Origin of the sequence: Burkholderia sp. PAMC 26561 (assembly GCF_001557535.2) — a bacterium.
Taxonomy (GTDB): domain Bacteria; phylum Pseudomonadota; class Gammaproteobacteria; order Burkholderiales; family Burkholderiaceae; genus Caballeronia.
This window is the reverse complement of sequence record NZ_CP014306.1, coordinates 1,519,176-1,533,085: the sequence shown is the minus strand read 5'-3', so window position 1 is coordinate 1,533,085 and position 13,910 is coordinate 1,519,176. Positions and strand designations below refer to the sequence as shown.

The following is a 13,910-nucleotide window of genomic DNA, read 5'->3' as shown; positions in this document are numbered from 1 at the left end:
TTAACGGGTTTCGGTGACTTTGGCCAAATGGCGCGGCGAGTCGGGATTGCGCCCGCGCGCGGCAGCCAGGCTGTCGGCCATCACATAGAAAGACAGGATCGCTGCGATCGGATCAAGCGCGAAGTGCGCGGTCTCGACCAGCGGCAAGTTGGCTTCGGGGATATCGGCGGGTGCTGCGAGCAGCACGCGTGCGCCGCGGGCGCGCATGTCGCGGGCAAGCTGCACCAGGCCAGCCTGCTCCGGTCCGCGCGGTGCGAATACGAGAAGCGGATAGTCCTCGCCGATGAGTTCCATTGGCCCATGCCGCACTTCCGCGCTCGAAAACGCTTCGGCCTGAATGCCCGACGTTTCCTTGAGCTTGAGCGCCGCTTCCTGGGCGATTGCCAGTCCGAGACCGCGGCCGATCACGATCATGCGGTCGACGTCCTTGAGTTCGCTGACCGCGTGCGACCAGTCGAGCTTGCCGGCGGCGCGCAACGCGTCGGGCAAGGATTTGAGCGCGTTGAGCAACTCGGCGTCTTTCTGCACATGCGCAATGACGATCGCCGAGAGCGACAGGATCGCGATATAGCTCTTCGTTGCCGCCACGGACAACTCCGGGCCGGCGAGCAACGGCAGGTTCCACTCGCAGGCTTCGGCAAGCGGAGAATTGGGCGCATTCACGGCGGCGACGGTCAGGGCGCCTGCGTCGCGCAGTGCCTGCATGGTGCCGATCAGATCCGGGCTTTTGCCCGACTGCGAAAACGCCACGGCCAGTTGGCCCTTCACGCGCAATGGTGCTTGCTGCAGGGTGGCGACCGACATGGGCAACGACGCGACCGGCACGCCGATACGGCTCATCGTCAGTCCTGCGAAGTAACTTGCGGCGTGATCCGACGAACCGCGCGCAACCGTCAGCGCGACATGCCGCGGCTCTTCGGCGAGCCGGGCGGCGAGTGCTTCAATGTGGGATGTATCGGCAAGCTGGGCAACCACCACGTCGGCGGACGCCAGCGCTTCATCAAGCATATTCGACAATTGATTCACCTTCTACATAAGTTGCTGTCAACGCCAGTTCACGGTCGAACACGACGAGGTCCGCCCACGCGCCACGCGCGATCCGGCCCCGGTCTTCGAGTCCGAGGTAATCGGCGGCGTAACGTGACAGGCGATTGGAAACATCTGCCATCGGCAAGCCGATGGAAACAAGATTGCGCAGCGCCTGGTCCATGGTCAGCGTGCTGCCGGCGAGCGTGCCGTCGGCAAGACGCACGCCGCCCATGCACTTGGTCACGTGCTGGCTGCCCAGGCGATATTCGCCATCAGGCATGCCGGACGCCGATGTGCTGTCGGTCACCACATACAGGCGCGGAATGGCTCGCAACGCGGCGCGGATCGCGCCGGGATGCACGTGGAGAAGATCAGGAATCAGTTCGGCGTACTCGGCATGCGCGAGCGCAGCGCCGACCATGCCGGGATCGCGGTGATGCAGCGGCGACATGGCGTTGAACAAGTGCGTGAAACCGCGCGCGCCGTGTTTGAGCGCGTTGACCGCGTCGTCATAGGTCGCCAGTGAATGACCCAGTTGCACGCGCACACCGCGCGCCGCCATTTCCTGGATCACTTCAATGTGCCCCGAGATTTCCGGCGCGATGGTCACCACGCGGATGGGCGCGAGCGAAAGATACTTCAGCACTTCGTCGCGCACGGCGACGGCTGCTGCATCGGGTTGCGCGCCGAGCTTGCCCGGATTGATATATGGCCCTTCTAGATGCACGCCCAGCACACGCGCGCCACCCGGCGCGCGGCGAACGGACTGCTCGCCGAGGCCGGCGACCACCGCCATCAGTTCGTCGCGCGGTGCGGTCATGGTGGTGGCGAGCATGCTGGTCGTGCCGTGCTTCGCGTGTTCGCGCGCAACGGTCACGGCCGCATCGCCACCTTCCATGATGTCGGCGCCGCCACCGCCATGGACGTGGCAATCGATGAAGCCCGGCAGGATATACGGGTCGTCATTGGTCCTGGGGTCCACGCTTGCACCTTCGAGCGCCGTCACCCGGCCGTTCTCGAACGCGATCGAACCGTGGATCCAGCCGTCGGTCGTCAGGATGTTTCCTTTCAGCATGAATCTCTCTCGTGAAACGTACTGCGTGACGCGCGTGGGTCGCGCTCGCATGGCGGGCGGCCCTGAAGCGCTCGCACGGCGGCGCTTCGACGCGTGGTAAGGCTCCGTCAGCCGCCGCGCCCGCTGCGAGCAGGCTGGAAACCGCCATGGGAAAAAAATGGCGTTTTCCTGCGACGACGTACTTCACCCTGGATAGTTTTTATCGATGCCTGCCGGTGGTACCTCACCGCGTGGCACCGCCTCCCAACCGATGAACACGCTGTAATCAAGCACCGGAATGGCACCTTCATTGACATTATTTGATCAATTTTCACGATAACCCCGTCGACGAAATGTCCATAGGAATCGTCGCATGGCCGGTGCAATCGGCGAGCCCATTATATAACCAAAATAATACCAGTTAATTTACGAAATCATTATTCAATGCATCGTTAAAATTGTTCATAATCAATGGTTTATAAAAATATTGACGCGACCGAACGATTGATTTCGCATTAGTGATTACCCTTGCATGCAGCCCACTTCGCTGAGGCCGGTCTACACACTATAGACGCCCTGTGAGCTTCGCAAGCTATCGTCAGACGCAAGGATGGCACGGTCATACTATTTTTCGGCACAATGATTCAAATCGGTTCGCCAGGGGAAACGGTGAACCGTGAACAACATGATGAGAGAGGCGAAGAAATGAGGAGCCGTAGCTCGAACGAGGGAATGACTGAAGCAGTGCGCAAGTTTCAATGGTTTTACACGCGGCACGTCTGGGCGCCGTACGAACTGACGGAGCAGAGTGCGTTATCGCCGACCGAGTGGCGCGTCCTTTTCGCGGTGATGCACGCGGGCACGGCAATCGCAGCCGATCTTTCGCGCACGCTCCAGATAAACACGGGCTATCTAAGCCGCCTGCTGAACGATTTCGAGCGTAGTGGCCTGATCGTCAGGAGTCCATACGCCGGCGACGCGCGCAGCAGACACATTTCGTTGGCGCCTGCCGGGGAGAGCGTGCTGGCTGCGACAAGCACGCACGTACGCAACAATGTCTCGACGGCTCTCGAAGCCATGACGCCGGATGAGGGCTCGCAACTGATGGCATCGATGGAGCTCGTCGAGAAACTGCTGACACTGCCGCAAGGCTCACCACGGGTCCGGTTGCGTGGTCCGCGTCCGGGCGATTTTGGCTGGATCGTCGAGCGCGAGGCACAACTCGGTATCGGGAGCAGCGCAGCAAAACGGGCACGCGAGATGCACGCCGCGAGGGTCGTCGCAGAATATCTGACAGCGCCCGATCCCACGCGCAACAGGTGCTGGATCGCGCAGAAAGATGGCGTGAGCGCGGGCGCGGCCTTGTTGATCGGTTCGCCTTCATCCGCCGATGTGCGGATCGTCTTGCTCTTCGTCGAGCCGGATTCGAGACTTGAAGGCATCGACCGGCGTTTGCTCGAAGCATGCCAGGAATTCGCCATCGAATCGGGCTATGAGCGCATTGAATGCGTGGCGGGTCTTTACATTGAACTTGCAGAACCTCTCCTTCGCGGCTGCGGATTTCAAAAGCAACGCGACGACGAAACGGTGTGGGAGAAATACCTGAAGTAGCCGGGCCTGGAAACCAAAAAGCCCGTTCCAACTTGCGTTGAAACGGGCTTTTGTCTTTTGCGCCTGCGCGGCGTGTGTTGCGCTTAATCCAGCAGCAATTTCAGATCATGAACCCAGATGTCGACACCCTGCCCGTCGCGAGCAAATAGCCTCAAGCGTCCCTGCGGATCGAAGACGTAACTGGCCGCCGTATGGTCCATTGTGTATTCGCCCGCTGCCTTGCCCGGAACCTGCGCGTAGTACACGCGGAAGTCCTTCGTGATCTTCACGAGTTGCGCGGTATCGGCGGGACGCAAGCCGATAAACGACGGATTGAACGCCGCGACGTATTCGCTTAGCAAAGGCGCGGTGTCGCGTGCGGGATCGACGGTGACCATCAGGACTTGAACGCGCTTGGCGTCATCGCCGAGCTTCTGGAGCGCCTGCGATAACTCAGCCATCGTGGTCGGACATACGTCCGGGCAATGCGTATAGCCGAAGAACAGCACGACCGCCTTGCCCTTGAAGTCGGCCATTGTGCGGGTCTTGCCAGTTGTATCAGGTAACGAGAAATCGCTGCCGAACTGCGTGTTGCCAGTAATGTCGAGATTCGTGAATGCCGGCTTGCTGTCGCACGCGGCGAGCAATACGGCAGCGAATGCAAATCCCATCCCGACAACGATCCCGCGAACTGAAAACTTCATACGCCGATCACCGTCCGCACGTAATGATCCACGAGCAGTGCGCCGAACAGCAGCGACAGATACGCGATGGAGAACCGGAAGGTCTTGCGCGCGAGAGCATCGGAGTAATCACGATAAATCTTCCACGCATACCCGAGGAACATGCCGCCGAGCACAACGGCGGATGCGAGATACAGCACGCCACTCATGCCCGAAATGAAGGGCATCATGGTCACGGCAAAGAGGATCACGGAGTACAGCAGGATGTGCAGGCGCGTGTATTTCTCGCCGTGCGTGTTGGGCAACATCGGCAAGCCGGCGTTCTCGTAGTCCTTCCTCCGGTATAGCGCGAGCGCCCAGAAATGCGGCGGCGTCCATACGAAGATGATCAGCACGAGAATCCAGGCGTCGCCGGGAACATGACCCGTCACCGCCGCCCAGCCGAGCGCCGGTGGCATGGCGCCGGAAGCCCCGCCGATCACGATATTTTGCGGCGTGGCCGGCTTCAGCAAACACGTATAGATCACCGCATAGCCCACGAACGTGGCGATGGTCAGCCACATGGTGAGCGCATTCGTGAACGTGTAGAGCGTCCACATCCCGGCTGCACCGAGCACCGCCGAAAACAGCAGGATCTGCGCAGCCGTGATTTCGCCACGCGCCGACGGACGCCATGCGGTGCGGCGCATCATGGCATCGATTTTTTGTTCCATCAGGCAGTTGATGGCAAACGCGGCGCCGGCCAGCAGCCAGATGCCGACCGTTCCGCCGATCAACACAGTCCAGGGCACCATGCCGGGCGTCGACAAGAACATGCCGATGACCGCGCAGAACACCGCAAGCTGCGTGACGCGCGGCTTGGTCAGCGCAATGTATTGCGAGAGGCGGCTACCGGAGGGAGAAATCAGTGTGGTGCTGTCCATAGAAACTCACGGAGCTTGGCGCGGGAATGATGCGGATACCGCGTCCAGCGAGGCGGTGGCGGACGATCCCGCAGCGGGACTCAGGGCGTGGCCGTGGCGGCTGGAAGAGATCCGAAAGTTTATCATAACGAGCAGTAGCAGCAGGATGGCCGCACCACCGTTGTGCGCCACCGCGACAGGCAGCGGCCATTGCAACAGGATGTTCGAGAGGCCGGTCAGGAACTGCACGACGATCACGAACATTACGCCGTTTGCGGGCTTTCGCAATGACTCAAATCGACGCAGCTTCGCAGCGAGCCACAGCAGATACAGCACCACGACGACCGCAAACGTGCGATGCGTCCAGTGGATTGCGACCAGCGCGTCCTGCGAGATGACATCGCCGTCGCCGGTCATGCCGAGCGCGCGCCACAGATGAAAGCCGTGCTCGAAGTTCATCGGCGGAATCCAGGCGCCGTTGCATAGCGGGAAGTCCGTGCACGCCAGCACTGCGTAGTTCGTGCTGACCCAGCCGCCCAGTGCGATCTGCACGATCAACAACAGCAAACCCACGAGCGCCGCTGGAAGCCAGCGGGCGGCGGCAGGGTTTATCGATGGGATCGGCGTCTGGCGCGCCGCCAGCCAGCCGAGCGATCCGAGCAACGCGAGCCCGAGCAGCAAGTGAATGGTCACGATCACCGGCTGCAGCTTCATGGTGACCGTCCACGCGCCGAACGCGCCCTGCACCACGATCAGCAGCAAGATGGAAGTTGGCCACCACGGAGAGACGTGCAACGGGCGACGTTTCAGACGCGCCGTCCACGCAATGATCACCTGCGCGATGATCAACACGCCGATCGCCATCGCGAAATAGCGATGAATCATTTCAATCCACGCCTTGCCGATACTTACCGGCCCGGTGGGCATCGCCTGGTGCGCCGCCGTGATTGCGGCATGCGCAATAAAAGGCGACGACGTGCCGTAGCAACCCGGCCAGTCGGGACAGCCGAGGCCGGAGTCCGTGAGGCGGGTGAAGCCGCCGAACATCACGAGATCGAGTGTCAGGAAGGTGGTCAGCCAGACGAGCTTGCTAAATTTATTGTCGTCGGCTTTCACCCACACATAAGAAAGCGGCAACAACGCAATGCAAATGCCGATCAAGCCAAGTTGTAAAACGTAAGTCATGCCTGCATGGCCCCTTTTGTCTCAACCAATCCGCGACCACTTCAGCAGCTTCGCCAGATCCGCCTTGATCTTTTCCGGCTGCGGGTCCTTCGGGAAACGCATCATCAGGTTGCCGTTTGGATCGACGAGAAAGATGTGATCGGTGAGTTGCGAATCTGCGCCTGCCGGCAGCCACGCGGCCACGGCTTTCGGATCAGCGATGAGCATGCGCGTGTCCGGCTGCGGATACGCCGTCTGGATCACCGAGGACACGGGTTTATCATCGGTACGCAGCCATACGTTGACCACGCGCTCACGTTCAGCCGACTGCAGCGCACGCACCTGCCGCATGAAGTAGAGACGGGTGACGCACTTTTCGTCGCAATCGCCGCCGTTGACCGTGACCATCAGCCACTTGCCGCGCAAGGCGGAGAGCGGCATCGGCTTGCCTTGTTCGTCGGTGACGACGAGTTGATCGGGAATCGGGCGCTGCGGTTCGACCAGCGCGCCATAGCTCGTCGTGCCGCCCGTCGGCTTGACGACGTAGTACATGAAATACGACGCAAGCACCGGCGCCGCGCACACTAAGGCGAGCAACAGCAACATCCAGCGCCCCTTGTTCCACGAACCGGGCGTGCGTTCCTGTTGCTGCGCCCGCGCTTTGTTGACAGCGGACGGCGAAGGACGGGGAGTTTGCATGGACAAAATGTTGCCTCTATTTGTTGGTCGCTTGGTTCGGTTTGCGTAGCGTCTTTAAATCTTCTGGTCGAGCGGCTGTTCCGGAAGATCCTTCGACTCGTCTTTCTTCGCGGCCCGTCGCGCGGCATACAGGCCGAATCCGAGCGCCGCGGCCGCTATGCCCCACCACTGGAGCATGTAACCGTAATTCGTATCGACACCCATGGTGGGCGCCGGCCAGTCCCGCACCAGCTTGTCAGCGGTGTTGTTCAATTGCTGGATCACGAACGGTTGCAGCGGCAAGCCGGTCTCGGTGGCGTAGGCGGCGACACTCAGGTTCTGTCGAATCTTCAGTTTCGCATCCGATCCGCCGCGCCCGAGCTCGAACGCCTGCGATGCATTTGCGCGCGCAATCCCCTCGATGTCCACTTCGCCGCCAGGCGTGAGATACGGTTCGATACCCGTACGGTCCGCCAGATTCCGTGGCAGCCAGCCGCGGTTCACCAACACCACGCCGCCATCGTCGAGCTTGAGCGGCATCACCACATAAAACCCCGGCTGGTCCTGGTAGGGCCGATTATCCAGATAGACCACCTGATCAGGCAGGAACGTGCCGCGCGCCTGCACGCGATGAAACTCGACATCCTTCAGGGCCATTGGCGCTGCGCTCACACGTTGCGCCGGAGCGTTCTCGAACGCGACGATCCGCGCATTGAGCTGCTCTTTCTGATGCGCACGATCGCGCTGCCAGAAGCCCAGACGCACCGTCACCGCCATCACGATCAGGATGATCAGCGCCGGCCAGAAGCGGATCTTCATACCGCGACCGCCGTATGTGCACCGATGAAACTTTCAACTCGCACGCGGCACATTACCTGCGATGCGATAATCGAGGAATCGAACTTCATAGGCCAACTGGCTGTCTTCATGCACATATTCGTTGCCATCGCATTCATTCTCATCATCGCGAGCCTGGGTTCGGCGCTGTACTTCATGATGACCGACAAGGGCAAGAGCAAGCGCATGGTGTGGTCCCTCGCCATGCGCGTCGGGCTGTCGATCTCGTTGTTTCTCTTCATCCTGTTCGCGCACTGGATGGGCTGGATTCAGTCTACCGGTATCCCGCTCGGCCGCTGATCGCGCATCAGTAAAGTGTTGGGCTCGAACTCCGCGCGATTTTCCGCGATCCAGCGCCTGACCGTGCAATCCGTGCTGCGACAAAACGGCACATCGCAAAAACGCAAAACGCCGCCCGAATCAGGTCGAGGCGGCGCTTTTCAAAGCATCTTCTTCAATCGACTTCAGACTATCTGGCGAAGGGTCCGCACTATTGTCGCGTCCCTTCGTAGTTCGCGCTTACAACCAATAGACGACCACGTACAACCCGAGCCAGACCACGTCCACGAAGTGCCAGTACCACGCGGCGCCTTCGAAAGCGAAGTGATGGTCCGCGGTGAAGTGTCCGCGGATTACACGCACGAGAACCACCGTCAGCATGGTGCCGCCGAGGAAAACGTGGAAGCCGTGAAAGCCGGTCAGCAGGAAGAACGTCGAGCCATAAACGCCGGACGCCAGCGTCAGGTTCAATTCGTTGTAGGCATGGAAATATTCGTAGCCCTGGCAGAACAGGAACATCACGCCAAGGCCAACGGTCGCAGCCAGCCAGATAATCGTTTTCTTACGATGATTCTCGCGCAGCGCATGGTGAGCGACAGTCAGCGTCGCGCCCGAGCTCAGCAGCAGTGCGGTGTTGATCGTCGGCAGCGGCCACGGGGTCATGGAACGGAAATGGGAGATCAGCGCAGCCGGGCCGTTGTTCGGCCATACCGCGGTGAAGTCCGGCCAGATCAGCTTGTAATCCAGGCTGCCGAGTTCGTGCAGCGCGATCTGCCGCGCATAGAACAGCGCGCCGAAGAACGCACCAAAGAACATGACTTCGGAAAAGATGAACCAGCTCATGCTCCAGCGGTACGACAGATCGACATTCTTGCCGTACATCCCGCCTTCCGATTCCCCGATGGAATCGCCAAACCAGTGCCACAGCGTATAAAGCAGCCAAAGCAGGCCGATAACAAAGCCGATCGGCCCCCACGGTTCACCATTCACCCACGACGCCAGCGAAGCCATCGAAATCAAAAGACCAGTGGCGGCCATGATTGGATGCTTCGACGGGTGCGGGACGAAATAGTACGGGCTTTCGTTTTGACCGCTCATTATTGATTCTCCACTTCGATCCAGTTGCTTGAATTTTTTCTGCCTCGGGCGCCGCCCCACGCGGTCCCACCAGCTTTATCCCACTACTGCCCGCACCACCACCAGCAACACGACGATAAACAGCACTGCCCCAATGACGCCCGCCGCGATCAGATGCAGCGGATTCAGGGACGCATCGCTTTCGAGGTCGCGGCGACGGCGCACACCGAAGAACGACCAGAAAACCGCCTTCAGCAACCGGAGAAAACTGCTCTTCGGAACCGGCTTTTGTATTTCGACCATCATGCTTCTCCGCCGCTTCACACGACTTGTGGACTACATCGCCGCGCATCCTTGCCTCGCGGGCTGCCTTGAAGGTAACCGCTTCAGGTACCGCTGCGTGACACCGTCGCCGGCGCGGTCAACTCAAAGAACGTGTATGACAACGTGATCGTTTTCACATCCTTCGGCAGCTTCGGGTCCACCACGAACACCACGGGCATGCGCCGGGTCTCGTTCGGCTTCAACGTTTGCTGCGTAAAACAAAAGCACTCGATCTTCTTGAAGTACTCGGTGGCCTGCATGGGCGCGTAGCTAGGAATGGCTTGCGCCTGAACCGTACGGCCCTGCTGGTTGGTCACCTCGTACATCACCGTCATCACTTCGCCGGGATGCACGTCGAGCGAGTTCTGCTCAGGCTTGAATTGCAACGGGCCGCGCGCATTGGCATCGAATTCGATGGCGATCTTGCGGCTCGTGTCGACCTGCGTGTTCTTCGCTTCCCGCGCACCGACGTCGCGCTGCACAAGGTTGTTGATGCCGGTGATCGAGCAAATCGCACGGTACATGGGCACCAGCGCGAAACCGAAACCAAACATGGCGGCCGCGACGACGATCAGCTTGAACATCATCGAGCGATTGAACGCGCGGTCTTCCTTTACCTCTTGAGGCGTAGACACGTTGCTCCCTAGCCTCTCGAACGCACGTACTGGTCGACGACCACGGCCAGGAAAAACACCGCGGCTACCGCCAGCAGGATAAATCCGAGCCGCTTGTTGCCCGCGCGGACTTCGGCGGGCGTTCGTTGCTTCTGTGAATTACGGGTCATCCGATCAGACTTTATTCCGCTAGTCATGCATTCGCTGTCAGTGTGCTGCTGGTTTGGCCGGTGCGCGCCGCTTCTGCGGGACGCACCGCCAAAAAACTTACTCGACCTGCGGCGGACGCTCGAACGTATGGAACGGAGCCGGGCTCGGCACGGTCCACTCCAGTCCTTCAGCGCCGTCCCACGGCTTGTCTTCCGCCTTCACCAGATCGCCACCGCCGCGATACGTCGGCAATGCGACAGCGAACAGGAAGTACACCTGAGCCAAGCCGAAACCGAACGCGCCAATCGTTGCGATCTGGTTGAAGTCCGTGAACTGCGCCGGGTAATCCGCATAACGACGCGGCATGCCGGCGAGGCCCAGGAAGTGCATCGGGAAGAACGTGATGTTGAAGAAGATCATCGACGCCCAGAAATGGATCTTGCCGCGCGTCTCGTTGTACATCCAGCCCGTCCATTTCGGCGCCCAGTAATACCAGCCCGAGAACAGCGCGAACAGGGAGCCGGCCACGAGCACGTAGTGGAAGTGCGCCACCACGTAGTAAGTGCCGTGCATCTGGATATCGAGCGGCGCCATGGACAGGATCAAGCCCGTGAAACCGCCCATGGTGAACACGAACAGAAAGCCGATCGCGAAGATCATTGGTGTTTCGAAGCTCAACGCACCGCGCCACATGGTGGCAACCCAGTTGAACACCTTTACGCCCGTCGGCACGGCGATCAGCATGGTCGCGTACATGAAGAACAACTGGCCCGTCACCGGCATGCCGGTCGCGAACATGTGGTGCGCCCAGACCATGAACGACAGAATCGCAATGGAGGCCGTTGCATACACCATCGAGCTATAGCCGAACAGCGGCTTGCGCGAGAACGCCGGAATCACCTGCGACACGATCCCGAACGCCGGCAAGATCATGATGTACACCTCGGGATGCCCGAAGAACCAGAAGATGTGCTGGTACATCACCGGATCGCCGCCGCCCGCCGCGTTGAAGAACGACGTGCCGAAATGGCGATCGAACAGCACCATGGTGATCGCGCCTGCCAGAACCGGCATCACGGCAATCAGCAGGTACGCGGTGATCAGCCAGGTCCAGCAGAACATCGGCATCTTCATGAGCGTCATGCCGGGCGCGCGCATGTTCAGGATCGTCACGACGATATTGATACCGCCCATGATCGACGACGCACCCATCAGGTGGATCGCGAAAATGGCGAAGTCCATGCCCGGGCCCATCTGCGTGGACAACGGCGCGTACAGCGTCCAGCCGGCAGCAGTTGCGCCGCCGGGAACGAAGAACGACGTGATCAGCAGGATGGCGGCAACCGGCAGCAGCCAGAAGCTGAAGTTGTTCATGCGCGCGAACGCCATGTCTGACGCACCGATCTGCAGCGGGATCATCCAGTTCGCGAAGCCGACGAACGCCGGCATGATCGCGCCGAACACCATGATCAGCCCATGCATGGTGGTCAACTGGTTGAAGAACTCCGGACGCATGATCTGCAAGCCGGGCTCAAAGAGCTCGGCGCGGATCATCAGCGCCATCACGCCCCCGGAGAGGAACATGATGAACGAGAACAACAGGTACAACGTACCGATGTCCTTGTGGTTGGTCGCGAACAGCCAGCGACGCCAGCCGTAAGGCAGCTCGTGCGCGTGCTCGTCGTGCTCATGACCGTGATCATGAGCGTGGCCGTGTTCGTGGCCCGCGGTTACATCGTGTCCGATGCTCGACATGACAATCTCCTAAAGCGAATACTGCGGCACTTGGGCGATACGCTACGCCTGCTTTCTTTCAGAAGGAAGCGCGACGTTTGGGTACGTACGTCAAGCAGCCGGACTGATCTCCACACGCCGTGCTTCTCTCGCGTCAGCACCGCCCGTGATCGTTTCCGGCTTCTTCAAAATGATGCGGTCTTCCGCAATGCCCGCGGCCTTCAACGCGTCGCGAACGGCTTGCGCGCGAGTCTTCGCCAAGTCGGCGTTGATCGCGGCAGAACCGGTTGCGTCGGTGAAACCCGACAACGTGAACTTTGCGTCCGGATGCGCCTTCGCGTAATCAGCGGCGGCCGTGACGGCTGCTGCTGCGTCGGCGGGCAACGCGCTCTTGCCCGTTTCGAAATAAACGCTGGCGGGAAGTCCGGCCGATTGAGCCGCGCTATCCGAAGCCGGCGCCGATGCTGCCGGCGCCGCGCTGGCCGCCGCATCGGAAGCCGCCGCCGGCGCAGCAGCGCCCGCTGCCGCCAGATGGTCGCCGCCTTCGGGCATCTTGCCGTTGCGTGCATCGGCAACTTGCTTGGGCTGGAGAATGTCGCCCGTGTGGTTACCCCACGTGTTGCGTTCGTACGTGATCACCGAAGCGATCTCGACGTCATTCAATGTCGCGCTCCAGTTCGGCATTGCGCCCTTGCCCTTCAGCACGATGCTCACGTGCTCGGCAATCGGACCGTTCGCGATCTTGCTGCCGTCGAGTGCCGGAAACTGACCCGCGCCCTTGCCCGTAGGCTGGTGGCAGACCGCGCAGTTCGACGTGTAAACCTTTTCGCCGCGCGCCTTCAGTTCGTCCATGGTGTAGGTCTTGTTCGGATCGTCGGCGCTGGCGGCCATTTTCTTCTTCTGGCCATCGACCCACTTGTTGTAGTCGTCAGCAGACAGCACCTCGACCACAACCGGCATGTAAGCGTGTTCCTTGCCGCACAGCTCGGTACAGAAGCCGCGAAACGTACCGATCTTCTCGGCCTTGAACCACGTGTCGCGCACGAAGCCGGGGATTGCGTCTTGCTTCACGCCGAATGCCGGGACATACCATGAGTGAACAACGTCATTGGCGGTCGTGATGATGCGAATTTTCTTGTCGACAGGAACCACGAGCGGATTGTCGACTTCCTGCAAATACAGCTCGCCGATCGGCTCTTGCCCATTGACCTGGCTGCGCGGCGTGGTGAGCGTGGACAGGAAATTGATGCCTTCGCCCGGGCCCTTCACATAGTCATAGCCCCACTTCCACTGATAACCGGTCACTTTCACGGTCAGGTCGGCGTTGGTGGTGTCCTTCATGGCAACCACGGCCTTGGTGGCCGGCAGCGCCATCAGCACGACGATCACGAACGGAACGATCGTCCAGATGATTTCGACGGTGGTGCTCTCGTGGAAATTCGACGCCTTGTGCCCCTTTGACTTGCGGTGCATCAGGACGGAATAGAACATCACGCCGAACACGCCGATAAAAATCACCGTGCAGATGATCAGCATGAACGTATGGAGGCCGTAGAGCTCCTCGGCGATCTTCGTCACGGGCGTCTGGAAGTTGAGTTCGTTCACTCCAGGACCGCCGGGAACGTCACTGACCGCCAGGGCTGCGCCGGCGAACAGGAGTCCGCTTAACGCCAGCACGCCCGAGAGGGCTCGCTTGATTGTTTTCATAGCTTCCTTACCCAAAATTTCCATTCAGACCCTCGACCCCCGTTTGCATCCGCCCGACTCATGCATCGCCCCCCCCCCGGAAACGACC

At 60.4% G+C, this 13,910-nt stretch carries 15 protein-coding genes; 2 read left to right on the top strand and 13 right to left on the bottom strand.

The annotated features are described in order from the left end of the window. Together AXG89_RS07260 and nagA are read right to left on the bottom strand one after the other, a co-directional pair. Positions 1 to 1,008 carry an SIS domain-containing protein gene (locus AXG89_RS07260; RefSeq protein ID WP_062168863.1) on the bottom strand — a complete coding sequence of 336 codons (1,008 nt, stop codon included), beginning with the start codon at positions 1,006 to 1,008 and terminating at the stop codon, positions 1 to 3. Beyond that, positions 1,001 to 2,104, bottom strand: a complete 1,104-nt coding sequence (gene nagA / locus AXG89_RS07255; RefSeq protein WP_061998342.1) for an N-acetylglucosamine-6-phosphate deacetylase — start codon at positions 2,102 to 2,104, stop codon at positions 1,001 to 1,003. The genes AXG89_RS07260 and nagA overlap by 8 nt, the downstream gene beginning before the upstream one ends. A gap of 711 nt (positions 2,105 to 2,815) precedes the next feature. On the opposite strand from nagA, the gene AXG89_RS07250 reads away from it, so the two are divergent. Continuing rightward, entirely contained in the window at positions 2,816 to 3,694 is an 879-nt protein-coding gene (locus tag AXG89_RS07250) for a bifunctional helix-turn-helix transcriptional regulator/GNAT family N-acetyltransferase (RefSeq protein ID WP_062168861.1), read from the top strand. A gap of 83 nt (positions 3,695 to 3,777) precedes the next feature. Here AXG89_RS07250 and AXG89_RS07245 read toward each other — a convergent pair whose 3' ends face one another. The 5 genes from AXG89_RS07245 to AXG89_RS07225 are packed head-to-tail and all read right to left on the bottom strand — an operon-like array spanning position 3,778 to position 7,919. Next, the gene (locus tag AXG89_RS07245; RefSeq protein ID WP_062168859.1) at positions 3,778 to 4,377 is read right to left on the bottom strand and encodes an SCO family protein; all 600 of its coding nucleotides are present in this window, start codon (positions 4,375 to 4,377) and stop codon (positions 3,778 to 3,780) included. Continuing rightward, a complete protein-coding gene (gene cyoE, locus AXG89_RS07240) occupies positions 4,374 to 5,279 on the bottom strand; it encodes a heme o synthase (protein WP_062168857.1) in 906 nt (301 codons plus the stop codon). Before cyoE ends, AXG89_RS07245 begins: the two co-directional genes overlap by 4 nt. A 6-nt stretch (positions 5,280 to 5,285) precedes the next feature. Next, positions 5,286 to 6,443: a COX15/CtaA family protein gene (locus tag AXG89_RS07235; RefSeq protein ID WP_062168855.1), complete on the bottom strand. Its 1,158-nt coding sequence runs from the start codon at positions 6,441 to 6,443 to the stop codon at positions 5,286 to 5,288. A 21-nt stretch (positions 6,444 to 6,464) separates the two neighbouring features. Continuing rightward, positions 6,465 to 7,127, bottom strand: coding sequence for a cytochrome C oxidase subunit I (locus tag AXG89_RS07230; protein ID WP_082771356.1), 663 nt, complete (start codon positions 7,125 to 7,127; stop codon positions 6,465 to 6,467). 48 nt (positions 7,128 to 7,175) lie between these two features. Beyond that, positions 7,176 to 7,919 (bottom strand): SURF1 family protein, encoded by a 744-nt coding sequence (locus AXG89_RS07225; RefSeq protein WP_062168851.1) that lies wholly within the window; start codon positions 7,917 to 7,919, stop codon positions 7,176 to 7,178. Positions 7,920 to 8,027: 108 nt separating this feature from the next. Here AXG89_RS07225 and AXG89_RS07220 point away from each other — a divergent pair, with 108 nt between their 5' ends. After that, the gene (locus AXG89_RS07220; RefSeq protein WP_060817322.1) at positions 8,028 to 8,237 is read left to right on the top strand and encodes a twin transmembrane helix small protein; all 210 of its coding nucleotides are present in this window, start codon (positions 8,028 to 8,030) and stop codon (positions 8,235 to 8,237) included. A gap of 219 nt (positions 8,238 to 8,456) precedes the next feature. Here AXG89_RS07220 and AXG89_RS07215 read toward each other — a convergent pair whose 3' ends face one another. From AXG89_RS07215 to coxB, 6 genes are all read right to left on the bottom strand, one after another. Next, positions 8,457 to 9,314 carry a cytochrome c oxidase subunit 3 gene (locus AXG89_RS07215; protein ID WP_061998335.1) on the bottom strand — a complete coding sequence of 286 codons (858 nt, stop codon included), beginning with the start codon at positions 9,312 to 9,314 and terminating at the stop codon, positions 8,457 to 8,459. 75 nt (positions 9,315 to 9,389) lie between these two features. After that, positions 9,390 to 9,596: a DUF2970 domain-containing protein gene (locus tag AXG89_RS07210; protein ID WP_062168849.1), complete on the bottom strand. Its 207-nt coding sequence runs from the start codon at positions 9,594 to 9,596 to the stop codon at positions 9,390 to 9,392. A gap of 83 nt (positions 9,597 to 9,679) precedes the next feature. Beyond that, positions 9,680 to 10,204, bottom strand: a complete 525-nt coding sequence (locus AXG89_RS07205) for a cytochrome c oxidase assembly protein (RefSeq protein ID WP_062168847.1) — start codon at positions 10,202 to 10,204, stop codon at positions 9,680 to 9,682. A gap of 56 nt (positions 10,205 to 10,260) precedes the next feature. Then, entirely contained in the window at positions 10,261 to 10,401 is a 141-nt protein-coding gene (locus tag AXG89_RS42020) for a cytochrome oxidase small assembly protein (RefSeq protein ID WP_086383990.1), read from the bottom strand. A gap of 97 nt (positions 10,402 to 10,498) precedes the next feature. Beyond that, a complete protein-coding gene (gene ctaD / locus AXG89_RS07200; protein WP_061998332.1) occupies positions 10,499 to 12,136 on the bottom strand; it encodes a cytochrome c oxidase subunit I in 1,638 nt (545 codons plus the stop codon). 90 nt (positions 12,137 to 12,226) lie between these two features. Then, positions 12,227 to 13,846: a cytochrome c oxidase subunit II gene (gene coxB, locus AXG89_RS07195; RefSeq protein WP_062168845.1), complete on the bottom strand. Its 1,620-nt coding sequence runs from the start codon at positions 13,844 to 13,846 to the stop codon at positions 12,227 to 12,229. Positions 13,847 to 13,910: the final 64 nt, after the last annotated feature.

Excerpts from the sequence above, each read along its gene's own strand:
- AXG89_RS07225 (WP_062168851.1), bottom strand. The coding sequence starts at position 7,919 with ATGAAGATCCGCTTCTGGCCGGCGCTGATCATCCTGATCGTGATGGCG.
- AXG89_RS42020 (WP_086383990.1), bottom strand. The coding sequence starts at position 10,401 with ATGACCCGTAATTCACAGAAGCAACGAACGCCCGCCGAAGTCCGCGCG.
- AXG89_RS07245 (WP_062168859.1), bottom strand. The coding sequence starts at position 4,377 with ATGAAGTTTTCAGTTCGCGGGATCGTTGTCGGGATGGGATTTGCATTC.
- AXG89_RS07205 (WP_062168847.1), bottom strand. The coding sequence starts at position 10,204 with ATGATGTTCAAGCTGATCGTCGTCGCGGCCGCCATGTTTGGTTTCGGT.
- AXG89_RS07260 (WP_062168863.1), bottom strand. The coding sequence starts at position 1,008 with ATGCTTGATGAAGCGCTGGCGTCCGCCGACGTGGTGGTTGCCCAGCTT.
- cyoE (WP_062168857.1), bottom strand. The coding sequence starts at position 5,279 with ATGGACAGCACCACACTGATTTCTCCCTCCGGTAGCCGCCTCTCGCAA.
- AXG89_RS07210 (WP_062168849.1), bottom strand. The coding sequence starts at position 9,596 with ATGGTCGAAATACAAAAGCCGGTTCCGAAGAGCAGTTTTCTCCGGTTG.
- nagA (WP_061998342.1), bottom strand. The coding sequence starts at position 2,104 with ATGCTGAAAGGAAACATCCTGACGACCGACGGCTGGATCCACGGTTCG.
- AXG89_RS07250 (WP_062168861.1), top strand. The coding sequence starts at position 2,816 with ATGACTGAAGCAGTGCGCAAGTTTCAATGGTTTTACACGCGGCACGTC.
- AXG89_RS07220 (WP_060817322.1), top strand. The coding sequence starts at position 8,028 with ATGCACATATTCGTTGCCATCGCATTCATTCTCATCATCGCGAGCCTG.
- AXG89_RS07235 (WP_062168855.1), bottom strand. The coding sequence starts at position 6,443 with ATGACTTACGTTTTACAACTTGGCTTGATCGGCATTTGCATTGCGTTG.
- coxB (WP_062168845.1), bottom strand. The coding sequence starts at position 13,846 with ATGGAAATTTTGGGTAAGGAAGCTATGAAAACAATCAAGCGAGCCCTC.
- AXG89_RS07215 (WP_061998335.1), bottom strand. The coding sequence starts at position 9,314 with ATGAGCGGTCAAAACGAAAGCCCGTACTATTTCGTCCCGCACCCGTCG.
- ctaD (WP_061998332.1), bottom strand. The coding sequence starts at position 12,136 with ATGTCGAGCATCGGACACGATGTAACCGCGGGCCACGAACACGGCCAC.